The 15,159-nt window shown below is 47.3% G+C and carries 14 protein-coding genes; 3 read left to right on the top strand and 11 right to left on the bottom strand.

Annotation, left to right across the window (positions count from 1 at the left end; all coding sequences use genetic code 11):
* Window positions 1–235: 235 nt before the first annotated feature.
* The 5 genes from CUJ83_RS06135 to cutA all read right to left on the bottom strand — a co-directional run bounded on the left by CUJ83_RS06135 (window position 236) and on the right by cutA (window position 5,741).
* Complete coding sequence (locus tag CUJ83_RS06135) at window positions 236–1,441, bottom strand: outer membrane protein assembly factor BamB family protein (protein WP_230741411.1); 1,206 nt, start codon at window positions 1,439–1,441, stop codon at window positions 236–238.
* Window positions 1,442–1,541: 100 nt separating this feature from the next.
* Entirely contained in the window at window positions 1,542–3,002 is a 1,461-nt protein-coding gene (locus CUJ83_RS06130; protein WP_230741410.1) for an aminoacyl--tRNA ligase-related protein, read from the bottom strand.
* A 569-nt stretch (window positions 3,003–3,571) separates the two neighbouring features.
* The gene (locus CUJ83_RS06125; RefSeq protein WP_230741409.1) at window positions 3,572–4,540 is read right to left on the bottom strand and encodes a 2-hydroxyacid dehydrogenase; all 969 of its coding nucleotides are present in this window, start codon (window positions 4,538–4,540) and stop codon (window positions 3,572–3,574) included.
* A gap of 164 nt (window positions 4,541–4,704) precedes the next feature.
* On the bottom strand, window positions 4,705–5,412 hold the full coding sequence (locus CUJ83_RS06120) for a nucleotidyltransferase domain-containing protein (protein ID WP_230741408.1): 708 nt from the start codon (window positions 5,410–5,412) through the stop codon (window positions 4,705–4,707).
* Window positions 5,413–5,435: 23 nt separating this feature from the next.
* On the bottom strand, window positions 5,436–5,741 hold the full coding sequence (gene cutA / locus CUJ83_RS06115; RefSeq protein WP_255668381.1) for a divalent-cation tolerance protein CutA: 306 nt from the start codon (window positions 5,739–5,741) through the stop codon (window positions 5,436–5,438).
* 58 nt (window positions 5,742–5,799) lie between these two features.
* Between cutA and CUJ83_RS06110 the strand changes: the two genes are divergently transcribed.
* Window positions 5,800–7,464 (top strand): site-2 protease family protein, encoded by a 1,665-nt coding sequence (locus CUJ83_RS06110; protein WP_230741406.1) that lies wholly within the window; start codon window positions 5,800–5,802, stop codon window positions 7,462–7,464.
* A gap of 185 nt (window positions 7,465–7,649) precedes the next feature.
* Here the strand turns inward: CUJ83_RS06110 and CUJ83_RS06105 are convergent, their stop codons facing one another.
* The 5 genes from CUJ83_RS06105 to CUJ83_RS06085 all read right to left on the bottom strand — a co-directional run bounded on the left by CUJ83_RS06105 (window position 7,650) and on the right by CUJ83_RS06085 (window position 11,370).
* On the bottom strand, window positions 7,650–8,381 hold the full coding sequence (locus tag CUJ83_RS06105; protein ID WP_230741405.1) for a DUF3108 domain-containing protein: 732 nt from the start codon (window positions 8,379–8,381) through the stop codon (window positions 7,650–7,652).
* Between the two features lie 172 nt (window positions 8,382–8,553).
* Window positions 8,554–9,228, bottom strand: a complete 675-nt coding sequence (locus tag CUJ83_RS06100; protein ID WP_230741404.1) for a hypothetical protein — start codon at window positions 9,226–9,228, stop codon at window positions 8,554–8,556.
* Window positions 9,229–9,403: 175 nt separating this feature from the next.
* Window positions 9,404–10,168, bottom strand: coding sequence for an exodeoxyribonuclease III (gene xth, locus CUJ83_RS06095; protein WP_230741403.1), 765 nt, complete (start codon window positions 10,166–10,168; stop codon window positions 9,404–9,406).
* A gap of 47 nt (window positions 10,169–10,215) precedes the next feature.
* On the bottom strand, window positions 10,216–10,848 hold the full coding sequence (locus tag CUJ83_RS06090) for a hypothetical protein (RefSeq protein WP_230741402.1): 633 nt from the start codon (window positions 10,846–10,848) through the stop codon (window positions 10,216–10,218).
* 66 nt (window positions 10,849–10,914) lie between these two features.
* Window positions 10,915–11,370 (bottom strand): methylated-DNA--[protein]-cysteine S-methyltransferase, encoded by a 456-nt coding sequence (locus tag CUJ83_RS06085; protein WP_230741401.1) that lies wholly within the window; start codon window positions 11,368–11,370, stop codon window positions 10,915–10,917.
* A 128-nt stretch (window positions 11,371–11,498) separates the two neighbouring features.
* Here CUJ83_RS06085 and CUJ83_RS06080 point away from each other — a divergent pair, with 128 nt between their 5' ends.
* Entirely contained in the window at window positions 11,499–11,975 is a 477-nt protein-coding gene (locus CUJ83_RS06080) for a GNAT family N-acetyltransferase (RefSeq protein WP_230741400.1), read from the top strand.
* An 80-nt stretch (window positions 11,976–12,055) separates the two neighbouring features.
* Here CUJ83_RS06080 and CUJ83_RS06075 read toward each other — a convergent pair whose 3' ends face one another.
* Window positions 12,056–12,733, bottom strand: a complete 678-nt coding sequence (locus CUJ83_RS06075; RefSeq protein ID WP_230741399.1) for a DUF5591 domain-containing protein — start codon at window positions 12,731–12,733, stop codon at window positions 12,056–12,058.
* A 179-nt stretch (window positions 12,734–12,912) separates the two neighbouring features.
* Here CUJ83_RS06075 and CUJ83_RS06070 point away from each other — a divergent pair, with 179 nt between their 5' ends.
* On the top strand, window positions 12,913–15,117 hold the full coding sequence (locus CUJ83_RS06070; RefSeq protein WP_230741398.1) for a sensor histidine kinase: 2,205 nt from the start codon (window positions 12,913–12,915) through the stop codon (window positions 15,115–15,117).
* Window positions 15,118–15,159: the final 42 nt, after the last annotated feature.

The following is a 15,159-nucleotide window of genomic DNA, read 5'->3' as shown; positions in this document are numbered from 1 at the left end:
ATTCTACATTTTATGATGTCCGTATGACCCGGTCATATCCGTAATCTCGAATGGCTCAACACTTAAAACACTCAAAGCTCTCGTATTAAAAACCTTGAGTTCTTTGAGATGACCTTTGATCATTTTAGATAAAAATACAAGATGTCAATGCACAGGATATTAGATCACTATCGTCTGGCTCAATATCCGGCAATAATATGAACGACGTAAGGGTACGCACCACTTAATGATGTTTCTAGCCTTTCAGCGCGTACAGTTTACCGCCGTAGGTCTTGGCATATATCATATTACCTTTAATGTATACCTGCTCCCATGCCCGGCCGTCCTCTGAGTGATAAGTATATTTCAGGTCACCATCCTCGTCTATAACATAGATGACCGGCAAAACCTGATTATTCTTCTTAATTTCAGTGGTGACGCAGATAACGCTCCCTTCAGCATAGACCTTTGCGGGGCCTGTGCAGTTTATCTGTGTCTTCCATTTTCCTGAGCCGTCCATATTTAGCGCGTACAGTACGGCGGTATCCTCGGGGATAGCCTCCCCTATCATGTAAATGGTATCGTTGTTGATAGCTGGCTGGTGCGTCGTATTCGAGCCTGTCACAGCGTCGTGGTTGAATTTGCTTACCAGATTGCCATCCTTATCCAGGACATGCACTGTGCCGCGGAGATATAAAAGATAAAGCCTGTCCTCATCGTCGACCAGCAAACGATACTGGCCAAGATATGGCTTATAGTATTGCCATTTAAGGTTGCCGCTATGGTCAATGCGGTATATCTCGCCTGAAATGTCGTTATAGACATATATGCCGTCATGTCCGGCTGACATGATCACCGTGTTAGAATAGTATTTTTCGAACAGGGCGCTCCATACTGACATGCTGTCAGGCGATTTACAGTACAGGTAAACTTCCGAAAGGTGCTCCGGCGGTCTCTGGAAATAATATACATAGCCTTCCAGATCCGTGACCGGGTCTGATATCACTCCCGGGACATTCCATAGCTCGTCACCCGACTGGCTTACAGCCGACATCATGCCCCAGGACCTTAGATATAACGTGCCATCGGTCCCGATCACGGGATCGCCTGTCATGTCAGTCTTTATGACAGGCTTTTCCGTGCCGTCCGGGTAAAATATCACGAGCCCCTGGTCCCTGGAATAGGCATATAGCTCTCCATTATCGCCTGTCTCAGAGTATTGTGTGTTAGCGAAGGGCTTTGTCCATATCGCGCTGCCAGTGGAATTGACAAGAGATATATTAGATGCTCCTATGACATACAGCGAATTGTTGGCGGGGAAAAATTTCAGTACAGGGTCGTCGTCGCCAAGCTGCCATATCAGGGCAGCTCCTCCCGACCTGTAGGTCATAAGTGCAAATGCAGACAGGCACATAATGACGGCGATCACTGCTATGGCCTTTAAGGCTGTGGAACTTTGCATCTTACCCCTCTACCCTGTCCTTAAAATTCATTATATTTTAGTTTTATGGCTTTATATTATTCTTATTATGTAAGCGATAGATAAATCTTATTGTGGCGGCTCACTTTGACCTTGAGAATATCGGGCGCTGGCTCAGGAGCTTCGGGAACGGGAGCGGCCTGTATGGCTTTCCTGCGCACTTCAGCCTTATCTCCTTCGACAGCTCTTCCCTGGTCATGGTGACTATCTTGCCTGTCTCCCTTATGCTGACGGAGAATAGGCCCGACTCGACCTCTCTGTCCCCGACGACCGCGACATACGGGATCCACTCCATGTTCGCCCTTGCGATCTTCTTTGACAGGGTCTCGTCGCTGTCATCGACATCGCATCTGACCCCGTCGATATCTATGTACCTGCAATAATCCAGGTATTTTTCCGATACCGGTATCACGCGGACCTGGATAGGTGATAGCCAGACAGGCAGCGTCGGCGTCTCTCTCTTTAATGCTTCCTCAAGCAGCATATAGTACCATCTTTCTATGCTGCCGATGCTGGAGTGGCAGATGATACAGCCTTTCTTTTTACCGTCGCGGTCAGTATATGTTATACCGTAGACCTGCGCGTCCTTAACGTCCAGCTGTACGGTCGATAGCTGCACACAGCTTCCCGTAGAGTCCACTCCCTGGAACTCGTTCTTGACCGCCCAGTAGTGTTTCATATCGGAGAGCACCTCTATGAACGCGGGCTTATTGGAATACTTTACAAGGTCAAGTATCTTTGACTTGTGTTCCGCGAAGAACGGCTCGTATATCCTGAAGACCACGGCATACTCGACTCCCGAGGCGTCCGCAAGGTCTGAATAGTTTCGGTAAAGCTCCTGGTACTCCAGCCATCCCTCGTCGATGTCCCTGCAGAAACAGTGTATGTCCGGCATGTGAAAGGCCCTTAGCCTCTTTAAGCCTGATAGTTCCCCGTTACGCTCATACCTGAAGCTCTTGGTGAACTCATAGATCCTTAACGGGAGGTTGCGGTAGCTTATGATCGCGTCCTTCATTATCTTAAAGAGCCCGAAGTCTCCCGCGAACCTTAATATGAAATCTTTTTCCGGGTCGTCCGGCACCTTAACTGTATAGTGACGCTGGTGGAACGTGTCAGCCTGTTCATGGATCGCAGTATCGTCCCAGCTGTATATCAGCGGGGTGTCGATCTGTAACGCCTTGAACCTGTTCACGGCTATGTCATATGACCAGTCGCGAAGGAGCTGGAATATGAGGAACCCTTTCGGGTAAAATCGTAAATTGCCCGAGTCCGATGCAGGCTCGTGTCCTACAAGCTCGTGCGACTGCATGATCTTTATGGAGGGGGGCTCTTTGTTGGGCGGCATATTCAGCTCTTCGGACTTCACGTAAGACTCCAGGGCTTTACATCCGACCTCCTCGAGTACCTTGATTACCTCTTCGGGCTTCGAAACGTCGACGGGCAGCTCGGTGCCGTCCGGCCTGATTATTAAATATCTGCTATGTATGTCCTTCAGAACATCCTCTCTACTTTTTTGCTCGCTTATCAATCCAAAACCCTCCATGATCAATTGTGGCGAAGTGATTAAAATTATAAGGCGAAAATGACATGCGACCTCATTAAACGGTAGTTGCGGTGGTTTCATCTAATGAGACCCGGATCTGACAAACAGGATTAACTAAAGAGTAATTCGCCATGTTACCACCTGATATATAAGTACCAATCCACACTATAAAAACATTACCAAGGCCAACAAGCGGATAGTAGATACCGGCAGCCATCGACGATATTTCTTAACTGTGGGTGCTGAAAACTATGTTCCATCCGGCTTCCGGTCATACGGGGATGTACTGCTGAGCATCTTAAATTCGACGGTTTATAATTTTATCACCGTATAGATCTTCAAAGATAGCGATCTTACAGGTAGTAAATTGGTACGATACATTCTTTTGTCAAAGGCTCAAAGCTCTTATAAAAGGAAACGTTGAGACCTTTAAGATGTCCTTTGTGTCTTTGAGATGAAAATACATTACATCAGCGTACAGCATACCGCTCGCCATCATATCCGAATATGATCCTATAAACAAACGAGCTAATAGCAGGCTAAGCTAAGCCTGTCATGCGAAGCCTATCCTATGCTTCCCCTTTCATTGCCGAATAGTCTATCGCCTCAGGGTTTATGATGTTTTTTGGCTTTCCCGATAAGAACGCTTCGATGTTCTCTATCGTGATCCGGGTACATTTTTCCATAGCTTCGACCGTGTTGTAGCCGCTGTGCGGAGTGAGGATGACATTATCCATTTTTAATAGCGGGTTATTTATCCGGGGCGGCTCTATGGCGAAGACGTCAAGGCATGCCCCCGCGATCTTCCTGTTCCGCAATGCCCGTATGAGAGCATCTTCGTCGATGATCCTCCCTCTGGCTGTATTGACGATGACGCAGTTTCGCTTCATTTTATTAAAAGCCTCATCATCGATCAGGCTTTCAGTGTCGAAAGTCAGAGGTAAATGGATGGATATGAAGTCGCTATATTTGTAAAGCTCGTCGAGGCTGACGTTTTTATACCCCATCTTCCGGGCTCTCTCCCCGGAAGGATTATAGTCGTATGCCAGCACTTCCATGCCGAAACATTTTGATAGCTCTATCACCCGGGTGCCTATCCTTCCGGTCCCCATTATGCCCATGGTCTTTCCCTGAAGCTCCCTTCCTTTGAACCTGAAACAATCAAAGCGGCCTTCCCTCATCCACCTGTCCGCCTCGGTGACACGCCTTATGTATGCGAGGAGTAGGGCGAAAACATGCTCCGATACGGCCTCGTTCGAATATCCGGGCGCGTTGGCCACCGCAACCCCTGCCCTGGTCGCGGCCTCGATGTCAACGTCATCGTAACCAGTCCTCTCCAGCGTTATGAATTTTAAGTCCGGAGCGGCCAGAAAGATATCTTCAGGTATGGCACAGTGGCTGACCACTGCTATATCGGCATCGAGAACTCTCGATTTTAACTCTTCCAGCGATCCGGGAGGTGTATCATATATCCTGACATTTCCCAGCTTTTCAAGCCTTTCCTGATAATTTTCGGGCAGATAGATCGGATCGGCCACAACTATACGCGTGTTCGTGCCTCCTTTTCTATTTTAAGAATTGGCTGATTATGTAAATGTGGTTTTGCCGCGATAAAAACAAATATACTGATTAAAAATCCGCGGACAGGAAGGTGAGTGAAAACCTGTATCACAGATATTCCGCATAGCCAAAATTTAATGATTTACATATTGCTCTGCGCCCTGCGCCTCATGGCCGGGTCAGAGTCAAGCATTTCCTGGAAAACCTGCTCGACGCTCTCATCCGGTGCCAGAGGTCTCTCCATATATATGCCAGTGCGCCCTATATCCGCCCTGCGCTCCAGCACCCTCATCCTCTCCTCGACTATCTTCTGGCTAACGCCAAGCTTCTTAGCCACGAGGCCGGGGGACATGTCGGATAGCGGGGTCTCTATATGGCCTTCGGGCGTGGGCTCGATGAACATAAGGCGCTTATCCACGCCGCAGACGCGCTTCTCCTTTAGTATTCCCTGCAGGTCTATCTCTCCGCCAAAAAGGTAGAATTCTATCTCGCTCTCCCTCGGCGTAATAAGGGGAAATGTGACTGTGATATTATCTTCGAGCTCGATATGGGATTTTATGAGTGCCCTGGGTGTCGCCTGCACGATCGACCTGCCTAAGATAAAATATCCTTCCAGGGCAAGGCCTGCGCGCATAGAGCTTATTACCTGCGGGATAAAAATATCAATGTCACTGGTCGGCTTAACATCCCCGCGTGCTACGCTTCCGAACACAACGCCGTCAATGTCAAATTTTTTTAACGATGTCAAAACTTCGGCTGCCTTCGCCCGCAGATGTTTTAAGTTCTCCCAAACATCCTCGCCATAGACGACCTCTTTTCGAGGCCCCATCTCAGCAGTCTTACGCCTCATCCTGTAAAGTTCCCGCTTTTTTATTAAGTCTCTTTCTTAACCCATTCCAGGTAACCCGGATATCCTTCATCGATCTTCCAGGATGTTATGCAGGGTACCTCATAGCTGTGAAGCTGCTTTACGCGGTCTATGATATCGTGTACTTTTTCGGTGGTTGTCTTACAGATAATAGCCACCTCATTATCTTCCTCGATGTCCCCCTCCCATCTGAAAGTCGATGATATGGGATAATAGTTCGCGCATGCGATGAGCCTCTCCTCTACCAGCGTCTTCGCTATCATTTTTGCTTCGTTCATATCTCTGGAAGATATATATACTACGGAAAACATTAACTAACTCAAACTTAACTTGATTTATGCTTATAAAACATTTACGGAGTGTACTTCCTTGGTAGATTTTATCTGGGCGATAGTGATCATCGGCTTTGCATTGTGGTGGATAGGGGTAGACTACCTGAAAAGGGCCGGGATACTTGAAAAGTATAATATCAGTACCATGGGTCCCATACTCATGTGCAGGACGTTCAGGGGCCAGGGATTGCTGGATCTATTGTCCAGGCCTAAGACTTTATGGAAAGCGATCATAACCCTGTGTATACCTTTCATAGTCTTTTCCATGATATTCATGCTATTCATGATCATCACCGTGGATGTCCTGATGATCATCGATACGCCCGAGCCCGGGATGGCGAACGCGCCTCAGAATATCCTGGCGATACCGGGCGTTAACGAGTTCATCCCGTTCCTGTGGGGCTGGATAGCGCTGTTCGTCGCGATGGTAGTGCATGAGTTCGGCCATGCCATATTGTCCAAGGTGGAGAACATTAAGGTAAAATCACTGGGACTGCTGCTCGCCCCGATCCCTGTCGGCGCTTTTGCCGAGCTGGACGAGGAAGAGCTGTTCGGCACTAAGACCGAGGGCGCGAAAGGGGAAATATTAGGCCCTATGGACACCGCATCGGCAAAGAGCGGTAAACGTAAGGCCAACAGCATGCAGCTCATCAGGATACTCGGGGCAGGGGTCATAACGAACTTTTTAGTCGCTATCATTGCCTTCCTGCTATTATTCTACCCGGTGCTGGGGGCTATTGCAGCCACAAACACTGACATGGTTGTCGTCAACGTGGCGGCGGACTCGCCGGCCGGCCTTGCCGGAATGCAAAAGAACATGATCATACAGTCCGTGGACGGCAAAAACATCACCAGCTCGGCCGAGTTCAACGAATATGTGAGGTCCATGGAAGGCAGCACTATCTCTATCGCCGGTTTGCAGGGTAAAAAACCTGTGAGCTACGAAGTGCCAGTGGGCAATACCAGCGGAGTATATATTTTAGGGGTCCTTGACGGCTATCCGGGCAAAGAGGCGGGTCTTCAGCCTAACATGAGGCTTATCGCGATCAACGGTACGCCGATAGCGGATTCTGCCGCATATACGGATTACATGGCGAACACGACAGCCGGGCAGACGGTCACTCTGACCGTTGTGGACAAGGACGGTAATGTGAAAGACATCTCACTGTCTCTTGCAGGAGGCACGGAGCCTAAGGGGTACATTGGCTTCAGCGGCGCCGACCTTTCTGACAATCCTCTTGGTATAGCTGTCGGCAAGTTCATGGCCGAGAACCACCTCAACATGCTGAGAGAGCTTCCGAACTCTATAGGCGGATGGCTCCTCGTTCTATTCCTGCCGGTATGGGAAGTAAGCGGCGACATCGTGGGATTCGGAGTATTCCAGAGCGATCTGGCGAGCCTCTATCACCCTGTGGGATGGGCGGAGCCGTTCGGGAACGGCGTGTTCTATCTCGCGCTCAGCCTGTTCTGGATAGGCTGGCTTAACCTTAACATAGGCCTGTTCAATTGTCTCCCGATGGTGCCACTGGACGGCGGCCACATATTCAGGGAGGCCACGCGCATTGTCGTGGGAAGGTTCGTTAAGGACGACGGCAAAGTAGAGAGAATATCCAGGACCATCGTTAACGGCTTTGCCATAACGCTGTTCACGTCCATTATCTTCATGATAGTGGCGCCATACATCGTGCATGGCTTAATGTAAATTTTCATCATTGTGACACAAAGGCTTTTACCGGCCTTTGTGTTATGTTCTTGTTTTAAAAATCGGCATGAGATGCTGAATATTGGATCTTTTAATATTATGTTATGTCTAAATTACTGAAAAATATTAGACTGTACTGGAAAAGGATGAAGTAAAAAATTAATTAAAAAGAAGAGCAGGGGATATTATCCCCACCCTACCAGTTCTCCGGTGTTTATGCCTTCAGGGCTCTCGGATACTACCTTTATCGGGACCGGCACGCCAGGGGCCATCCAGATATATTCTTTTCCCTTCTCGCTGTCTATCGTGTATTTGGTGCAAACATACGTGCCTGCAGGGACCGTGATGGTCTCTGTCTCTCCGGGTATCAACTGTTCGTCCGAATCAGAGCCATATGAAAATGCAGGGTTTTGTTTAGCATAGTTTTCGCCCTGGTCAGGCTTGATGTCCTCATCGACTATTGTCTGGCCTGCTATGGTCATTTTTACATGGCCACCGAGCACACTTTCATCCGCAGGGTCAGTATATACGTCAAAGTACATCGACGTATCCTGCTCCATGACCATATCCATCTTAAAACGCTTTGCTGGGATGCCATTATAAGAGTCGTCCTTATAATCGACCCTGAGCGTCATATATGATGTCTTACCGTTAGCGACCACGGTATATTTGTATTCGAACCAGTCGAAGCTGTTCATGTCGAATATTGAACTTGCAGTCAGCGGTCCCTGGGATGGCGACGGTGCAGGAGTTGCTGTTCCTGTGGGCTCAGGGCTTGCGGCTGAAGTTGCCGCGGGAGTAGCTTCACCCGCCGTCGGAGTTGCCGGTACGCTCTCCGAAGGCCCCGAACAGCCTGAAAATGCGACCCCGATTAATGCGATCAGTATGAGTGCTATTATCCAGTGTTTTTGTCTCAACTTATTCCACCTCAAGTATGGTTACATGTTACCTGATAAAAACAATAAATTATTACTTAAGCCATATGTAAAGCTTACCGCCCGAATGAAAATAGATATTTTGTTTAAACCTGGAAAATAAGATCCTGACCAATATTTGCCTATTAAAGAAAAATAAAAAAGCGAGCCGGGTTTAAGCCCAGCTTACAAGTTCCATGGTGGTCGAAGTGCCCTCGCCCGCGATCACTGACTTTACGGGTACGGGGATGTTCGATGCTATCCACCAGGTCTCCTGGATGCCGCCTACGTTCACCGAGTACTTGTTGCATGTAAAAGTGCCTGCCGGGACTGTAACGGTTTCCGTGCCTGCCATCGAGTTGAACAGGTCATTCTCAAAGTCTTCATCTACACCGTACGTCGGGTCAGAATTAGTGTATTCCGATGCGTCGTCCGCCGGTATGTCGCTTTCCCATAAGACTTCGTTGTTCATCATCATCTTCATGTGGCCGCCAAGAGTCTGGTCACCGCCGGGGGTTGTGTACAGGTCCACTACTGTCAGTGCGCCCTCGCTTGAGGTCATCGTCATCTTGGTGTGCTTGGCTGGAGCTCCCTCGTAATTATCGTTCGAGTACTCCAGTCTGTAATTCGTGACGGTGGTCATGCCTTCGGCCGTCATCGTATACTTATACTCAAGGACTTTGAACTTGTCAAAGTCAAAAAGAGCATTGGTCGATGTGCCGGCTCCGCTGCCCGAGCCCGGATCTGCTGTTGCGGTCGGACCAGGATTGTCCGATGAGCCACTGCAGCCTGCCATGGTTACCGCTGCGAGTATAACTAAAACGAATATTATCGAATATTTCTTATTCAATTGTTACCCTCCTTTATTAAACCACAATACAATTTCCTTCCTCTATGATATACTCTGGAAGGGTGATCTGTCTTGAGTAGGATATGTTATTTGTTAAGAATATAAATAACTACTTATTTATCTGTTATTTTAGAGAAGCTTGCAGGTTTTCAGGTTGATTTCAAAAAACTAGTATTTAGAATTTAATATCTATGCCTGCCGGACAATGGTCAGATCCCGGTATTTCCGGCATTAAGAAAGCAGAAGCCAGGTCCCGGATGAGCCCTTCGTCTATGAAGAAATAATCTATCCTCCATCCGACATTCCTTTCCCTCGCCCTCGTCTTCATGTCCCAGTAAGAGTAATGTCCGGGGTCCTTATTGAATACTCTAAAAGTGTCAATATACCCGTGCGAGACGAACTTATCTATCCATGCCCTTTCCCCTGGTAGAAAGCCGGATGTCTTTTCGTTTTCTTTGGGCCTTGCCAGGTCTATGTCCATGTGAGCGGTATTCAGGTCCCCGCATACGACGATATTTTTTCCCTCCGCCTTTAATCCGTCGGCATATTCCAGGAAAGCTTCGTAGAAATCCATTTTATAGTCGAGCCTTTCCTTTGACATCTTGCCATTTGGGAAATAAATGTTCATAAGGATGAACCTGCCGTAGTCAGCGATTATTGCCCTGCCCTCATCGTCGAACCTCTTTATGCCAAAACCGTGCCATACCGACAAAGGCTTCTCTTTCGTGAATAATGCCACTCCGCTATATCCCTTTTTAACCGCGGAGGAAAAATATGCGTGATAGCCATTGTGATATTTAATGTCTTCAGGAACCTGCTCTTCAACTGCTTTGGTCTCCTGGATACAAAGGATATCGGGGCTTTTTGCCATAAGTTGCTGTAGCGTGCCTTTTTTCAACACCGCTCTAATGCCGTTAACGTTCCAGGACAGCAGTCTCATGATAACATGGTAGGCCTTCAAATGATAAAAAGTTTTGATATAACGCTTTAAGGCTTATAGTCTACAAGCATCATGGTTATCTGGAAATTCTTTTCGGAAAGCACTATCTTCACCGGAACGGGTATGTCAGGATGCACCCAGTAGCTGACGGTGAAATTTTTATTATCCGTCGCAGAATAATACATCACTTTTCCAGGGTTACCGTTAGGGTCCACGACTGTTATGTTACCTGTATGCATGAACGGCACGATGATATATGCAAGACCCACGTCCGGCAGGGTATATATCTGAAGCTTCGAGACCTCCCTCTCCTGATGATAGTCTCCTATATTGCCCTTTGCGTACATCCTCTCAATATTATAGCTGGATATGTTGCTCCAGATATCATATTGAATATCCATACCGTTACCCACTGTGTCAACTACCATGTGGCGCAGTTTTTCGCCGTCTATCATCGGATAGTCGACCTGTACAGTCATATCCCATGTCGAATTGACCCCGCTGGCGGCCATGGTGACGTTATACTTCCAGTACTGCAGCTTATCGACATTGTATAGCTTATAGCCGGGAGTGATGTTCTTGCCGGAGTACATGGGATTTCCCTGTAATCCCGAACAGCATCCGGATAATATCACGAATATCATGATCATCGCTAAGAACAATGCATGAGAGCTTTTCAACAGCACCCCTCAAGCATATTATAAACATACTAATATAAAATATTATTAGGCGATTATAACGGTGTCTTATTGCTTAATAGCTCCTTCAAGCTTTAACAGGGCTATCTTAACGTTGATGTCGCCTGTGAAACCCCCTATGCTATTTTTAGCTACGACCCTGTGACAGGGTATTATCACCGGGAAAGGGTTTTTTGCCAGCACATTGCCGACGGCGCGTGCAGCCCCCGGATTACCGGCAGCCTTCGCGACCTCTGAATAAGCCATGGTCTTTCCAGGCGGAATATCCGAAGTCGCCTTCAGCACTCTTTTCTCGAACTCGGTCAATCCGGACAGGTCAGTCCTGTACTTTGACATGTCGATCTTTCCAGTGTCGAAATACTCCTCGAGGTCCTTTACCACTTCAGATGACGTTCTCCTTATATTCGGCTTTTCGCTTTGAAAGCTCAATTTTTTTATTACATCGCCTTCAAGTTCCAGGACCATATACAGATCCAGTGTTTTTGAATATGCATAGTCTTTCAATACTACCCCTCTTTTCTTTAGATGATATTATTGACTGCCGCCGTCCTGTGCAGACAACGATACATAGAACATCCGATATATTAATAATAAATAAGTTTATTTCTATATCTTCTTGGTAGGTCTGATAAATGCTTGTAAGAAACGCTTTCGAGTACGATTTCCTGGAGGTAACTAACAAATCACGCGAGTGGGGCGACCTTGTCATCGAAAGGGAAGGAGTATACCATATCTTGATGGCCCATTTCAGAAAAACATGCTTTATCGCAGAAGATAGGGGAAAAATGATAGGATATCTCCTCGGTTTCAGGTCTCAGGTCAATCCGGATCAGGCGTTTTTACATTTGATACAGGTAGACCCTGCCATGCGAGGCCACGGGATCGGGAAAAGGCTCTTCAAACAGTTCCAGGCAGAAGTGAAGAAAATGGGCTGTACGGAGATACATACTATAGCAAGGCCGGAGAACAAGGTCGGAATGGGGTTCCATAAAGGCATGGGGTTCGAGATCGTAAAGCCCGAAAACTCTATAGACATCCAGGGTGTCCCCGCAGCAAAGGATTACAATGGTCCCGGCAAGCATATGGTGCTATTCGTAAAAAAGATATAATATTTTTTAAGTATCTCTTATGATTTTAAACGGCCAGAACTCGCAGAGCATCAGATACTATAGAACCTTATGAACTTGATCTAGATCAGGTACCAGTCAGTATCGTTCAATGACTCTTCGGTCACGCCGACAGTCCTTTTTGAAACTCCTTTGATCGATGTGAGGGCATCGCTGAAGTCCTGTAGATACGGCCGCCTGGAAAGGCTTCCGTACTTGAAAGGCTTATCGGGCTGTATGCAGGCCTCCATCGTCTCCCATTTCGGTACGATGGTCACAGGGATGTCAGTCATGGTGAGAGCTTTTTCCATGGCCTTTCTAAAGTCTCCCATGCAATACGCTATCCTGTGCCTGTAGTTGTGCCTTGTCTTTTCAAGATAGCGCGCCAGCTTTTTACTCTCGTTCCTGACGAACTCGTCCTTCACTGAGACGACGTCGCACCTTCCCAGCATGAACTCGTAATTCATGAATGGATATTCCTCATCCAGTTCTCTGGGGGTAACTCCGCATGTGCCGAAAACGACGATGTGTGCTTCTTTTGGCTCAAGTATGCCGAATATTATCCTGTCATATATTTTATGCGAAGGGCTGAGATGATACGGCTTATGCTTTGCGCACGGGACGAATATGCAAAAGTCGCGTACGGGAGGTTCATATTTTTCCGACAGTATCCACTCGCTGGCTTTTATCATGTCCGGGTGGCTCAGCACCCTCTCGCCTTTTATGGGCTCTCCTGATCGCTCGTCTTCCGGTATTATCATATCAGTACAGATGCCTTACCTGCTTCAGAGATAAAATAGTTTTCTTTATCAAGTAGCTTATATATAAAGAACATTTACCTATTAAGGGTAAGTTTATATTTTAACCGATCAATAAATAAAAATAAACTTATTATTATAATCGCATAACCAGCCGGTCAAATAATCTACTCAAGGGATTTATGGACGATGATAATAATAAAAAACAGGGGATCCGACATAGTATAAAACAGCCGGAAGATCAGATCCAGGGCTCAGAAGGCTCCCTGGACCAGTATCTGCATGGTATTGATGACACGAAGGACGCGCTATCAAGGTTCGAAGCTATTTTTGAGAACACCCCTCTGGTCGCGATCCAGGGATTTAATAAAGAAGGCATTATATTCCACTGGAACAACGCCAGCGAAATGCTATACGGCTACCGGTCAGACGAAGCCATCGGAAAAAATATACTGGAAATTTTGATATCTCCCGGGCATAGCAAGGAGTTTGAAGATGCCATAAAATATGTATGGGAGTGCGGTAAGGCCGTACCCGGAAGAGAATGGGACGTGCGTACTAAAGACGGAAGGCATCTGCAGGTTTATTCTACAGTTTTTCCAGTTTCATCGCGAGGCTCAATATCGGAAGCTTTTTGTATGGACGTCAATGTTACGGACTATAAGCGCGCTGAAGAAGAGCTTCGTAAAGCGCGGGATGAGCTGGAAATAAGGGTAAAAGAGAGGACTTTAGAGCTTACTGAAGCTAACAGGTCCCTTTTATCCGAGATCGAGGAAAGGAAACAAGTCGAAGCCGCTTTGCTTGAAAGCCTGACGGACCTTGAATGGGTACAGCAGATAGCGCATATAGGGATCTGGACGTACTATCCCGGTGAAGGGACCATCGAATGGTCGGACGAGACATATCGTATTTTTGGGTTGAGGCCGCAAGAATATAAGATCACATTTGAAAGGTTTTTAGATTTTGTGTACAGGGATGACGTTGAAGCTTTAAAAAATGCTATTGATGAAGGATTAAAAAACAGGCGGCCAAGGATGACGGAAATACGTATCGTCAGGCCGGACGGCTCCGAACGTTTTATAGATCTCCGCGGAGAGTTCGTTTTTGATGAAAAGGGGGATATAGTCAGCATTTATGGCACTGCCCAGGATGTAACGGAGCGAAAGTCGGCACAGGAGAACTTAAAGCTTGACGAGTCCAGGCTTGAGGCGCTGCTTGAACTGTCCCGTATCACAGATGCCACCATGCATGAGATCTGTGACTTCACCCTTGAGGAAGGGGTAAAGCTGACCGGCAGTAAGATCGGGTATCTTGCTTTTTTAAGCGAGGATGAGTCCGTGCTTACGATGTATGCATGGTCAAGGCAAGGGCTAAAAGAGTGTGAAGTGACAGATAAACCGATCCTGTACCCGGTTAAAGGCACGGGGCTCTGGGGCGAGGCCGTAAGGCAGAGAAAACCAATAGTGACCAATGACTACAGTGCACCCAGTCCTTACAAAAAGGGAGTACCTGACGGCCATGTAAATCTTTTCAGGCATATGAACGTCCCTATATTCGACGGGGACCGTATCGTGATCGTCGCGGGCGTGGCCAATAAGGAAAGAGCATACGATAGTTCTGACATCAGGCAGTTAACGCTCTTGATGAGCGGCATGTGGAACATACTCCAGAGAAAAAGGTACTACGAAGAGCTGTTAGAGGCCAAGGAACAGGCAGAGCTTTACGTTGACCTTATGGGGCACGACATCAATAACATGAACCAGATAGCCATCGGCTATCTTGAATATGTGCTCGACAGCCCGGGCATCGACGAGACGTCCCGGTCGATGATCTTGAAATCCATAGGAAGCATAATGAACTGCAATGACCTGATAGAGAACGTTGAAAAGCTTCAGCGCGTAAAGTCGGACGATCTACATAACAAGCCGATCGACATATCAGTGATCTTGAATGAATCGATATCCCGGTACTTGAGCATACCTGACCGGAAAGTCTCCATTAATTTCCTTCAACATGGCGGGTGCACAGTACTGGCCAACGAACTTGTAAAGGATATATTTTCCAACATCCTCGGCAACTCGATTAAACATGCCGGCGGCCCTATTAATATAGATATAAGGGCGGACATGGTAAGCGAAGATGAAAGAGAGTTCTGCCGGATCACGATCGAAGACAACGGGCCCGGGATCCCCGATGACCTGAAATCAAAGCTATTCACACGCAGTTCCCGGGGTAATACGTTCGTGAGCGGCAGGGGGCTTGGCCTGTATCTGGTCAGGGCGCTGGTAGAGACCTATCATGGAAAAGTATGGGTGGAAGACCGGATAAAAGGGGACCATACAAAAGGCTGCAAGTTCATCGTAATGTTGCCCGCGTCCGGGAAATAAATACGATTTCTATAAACTTTTCAGGATCCTGCTGATCATACC

The organism is Methanooceanicella nereidis (assembly GCF_021023085.1).
In the GTDB taxonomy this organism is placed as follows: domain Archaea; phylum Halobacteriota; class Methanocellia; order Methanocellales; family Methanocellaceae; genus Methanooceanicella; species Methanooceanicella nereidis.
This window is presented reverse-complemented; position numbering and strand designations above follow the sequence as displayed.

Excerpts from the sequence above, each read along its gene's own strand:
- CUJ83_RS06120 (WP_230741408.1), bottom strand. The coding sequence starts at position 5,412 with ATGAGGCGTAAGACTGCTGAGATGGGGCCTCGAAAAGAGGTCGTCTAT.
- CUJ83_RS06135 (WP_230741411.1), bottom strand. The coding sequence starts at position 1,441 with ATGCAAAGTTCCACAGCCTTAAAGGCCATAGCAGTGATCGCCGTCATT.
- CUJ83_RS06130 (WP_230741410.1), bottom strand. The coding sequence starts at position 3,002 with ATGGAGGGTTTTGGATTGATAAGCGAGCAAAAAAGTAGAGAGGATGTT.
- xth (WP_230741403.1), bottom strand. The coding sequence starts at position 10,168 with ATGAGACTGCTGTCCTGGAACGTTAACGGCATTAGAGCGGTGTTGAAA.
- CUJ83_RS06075 (WP_230741399.1), bottom strand. The coding sequence starts at position 12,733 with ATGATAATACCGGAAGACGAGCGATCAGGAGAGCCCATAAAAGGCGAG.
- cutA (WP_255668381.1), bottom strand. The coding sequence starts at position 5,741 with ATGTTTTCCGTAGTATATATATCTTCCAGAGATATGAACGAAGCAAAA.
- CUJ83_RS06080 (WP_230741400.1), top strand. The coding sequence starts at position 11,499 with ATGCTTGTAAGAAACGCTTTCGAGTACGATTTCCTGGAGGTAACTAAC.
- CUJ83_RS06070 (WP_230741398.1), top strand. The coding sequence starts at position 12,913 with ATGGACGATGATAATAATAAAAAACAGGGGATCCGACATAGTATAAAA.